The sequence below is a fragment of the Micromonospora sp. AMSO12t genome (assembly GCF_008806585.1).
Lineage (GTDB): Bacteria > Actinomycetota > Actinomycetes > Mycobacteriales > Micromonosporaceae > Micromonospora > Micromonospora reichwaldensis.
Genome location: NZ_WAAS01000478.1, coordinates 1 through 1,873, shown reverse-complemented (window position 1 = coordinate 1,873; position 1,873 = coordinate 1). Strand labels below are relative to the sequence as shown.

Sequence of the window (1,873 nt, the reverse complement as noted above, 5' to 3'; positions counted from 1 at the left end):
GCCCCCGCCGACCACCCCGCCGCCGGGCCCGGGCGGCAAGAAGGTCGTCGGCTACTTCGCGCAGTGGGGCGTCTACGCCCGCAACTACCACGTGAAGAACATCCACACGAGCGGCTCGGCCGCCAAGCTGACCCACATCCTGTACGCCTTCGGCAACACCACCGGTGGCCGCTGCACCATCGGTGACAGCTACGCCGACTACGAGAAGGCCTACACCGCGGCGGACAGCGTCGACGGCGTCGCAGACACCTGGGACCAGCCGCTGCGCGGCAGCTTCAACCAGCTGCGCAAGCTCAAGAAGATGTACCCGAACCTGAAGGTGATCTGGTCCTTCGGTGGTTGGACCTGGTCGGGCGGCTTCACCCAGGCCGCGCAGAACCCGGCCGCGTTCGCCGAGAGCTGCCACAACCTGGTCGAGGACCCGCGCTGGGCGGACGTCTTCGACGGCATCGACGTCGACTGGGAGTACCCGAACGCCTGCGGGCTCACCTGCGACAGCAGCGGCCCGAACGCCTTCAAGAACGTGGTCAGCGCGCTGCGGTCGAAGTTCGGCTCGTCCGCGCTGGTCACCGCCGCGATCACGGCGGACGGCAGCAACGGTGGCAAGATCGACGCCACCGACTACGCCGGCGCCGCGACGCACCTCAACTGGATCATGCCGATGACGTACGACTACTTCGGCGCCTTCAACGCGCAGGGCCCCACCGCCCCGCACTCCCCGCTCACCTCGTACGCCGGCATCCCGCAGCAGGGCTTCTGGTCGGACGCGGCGATCCAGAAGCTCAAGAGCAAGGGCATCCCGTCGGACAAGCTGCTGCTCGGCATCGGCTTCTACGGCCGGGGCTGGACCGGGGTGACCCAGGCCGCCCCGGGTGGCACCGCCACCGGCCCCGCCCCGGGCACCTACGAGCAGGGCATCGAGGACTACAAGGTCCTCAAGAACACCTGCCCGGCCAACGGCACCGTCGCCGGCACGGCGTACGCCAAGTGCGGCAGCAACTGGTGGAGCTACGACACCCCCTCCACGATCAACGGCAAGATGACGTACGCGAAGAACCAGGGCCTCGGTGGCGCGTTCTTCTGGGAGCTCTCCGGTGACACCGGCAACGGCGAGCTGATCGGCGCCATCAAGGGCGGTCTCGGCTGAGCCGAGGGCCGACGCACCACCCACACGGCGGGGAGGGACCACGCACCGGCCCCTCCCCGCCCGCTGTGTCCGGGCCGACGCGGGGGAGTGTCCCGTGTCGGCCCGGCCGGGCGTCCGGTGGCGTTCGGTGACGGGCACGTCGCGTGCCGGTGACCGGGCGGTTCGGGCGCGGCGGCGTCCGGGCATGTGCGTCGATGTGACAGACTCGCCGCTCAACGGGCTCGATGTCCACGGCGACGGAGGTGGCGATGCGCGCGACGCGCGGGAGGCTCGCGGCGGGCGCCGTGCTGCTCGGGACCCTTCCCCTCGTCCTGCTCGGCTGCGGTATCGGCGAGGAGGAGGATCCGGCGACCAAGCCTGGGCGGGCCCCGGCCGAGGAGGCCACCACGAAGTCGCGGGAGCGGGTGCAGGCCTACCTCGACGCGATGACCGCCAAGGACGTCGCGGCCGGGCGCAGCCAGCTCTGCGCCGCCCTCCAGGAGAGCTTCGACGCCGCGGCGACCGGCCCCAACGGCGACTTCGCCGACCACTTCACGGTGCCGCAGGCCGAGATCACCGACATCCGTTCCGGGCCCCGGGGCCAGGAGGTGAGCACGTCGATCTCGGTCGCCGCCGGCTCCCGCACACTCACCCGGCCGCTGCTGTTCACGGTCACCCGCGACGGCGCCGACTGGTGCATCGCCGCCGAGGCGCCGGGCGGCAACACCCCGGCCCCCGCCGCCACCC

General features: G+C 71.6%; 2 protein-coding genes. Both read left to right on the top strand.

Annotated features, from left to right (window positions below):
- Positions 1-1,147, top strand: a 1,147-nt coding sequence (locus F6X68_RS32440) for a glycoside hydrolase family 18 protein (protein ID WP_151457803.1), incomplete at its 5' end; no start/stop codon positions are given.
- Positions 1,148-1,395: 248 nt separating this feature from the next.
- Positions 1,396-1,873, top strand: a 478-nt coding sequence (locus F6X68_RS32435) for a hypothetical protein (protein WP_151457802.1), incomplete at its 3' end; no start/stop codon positions are given.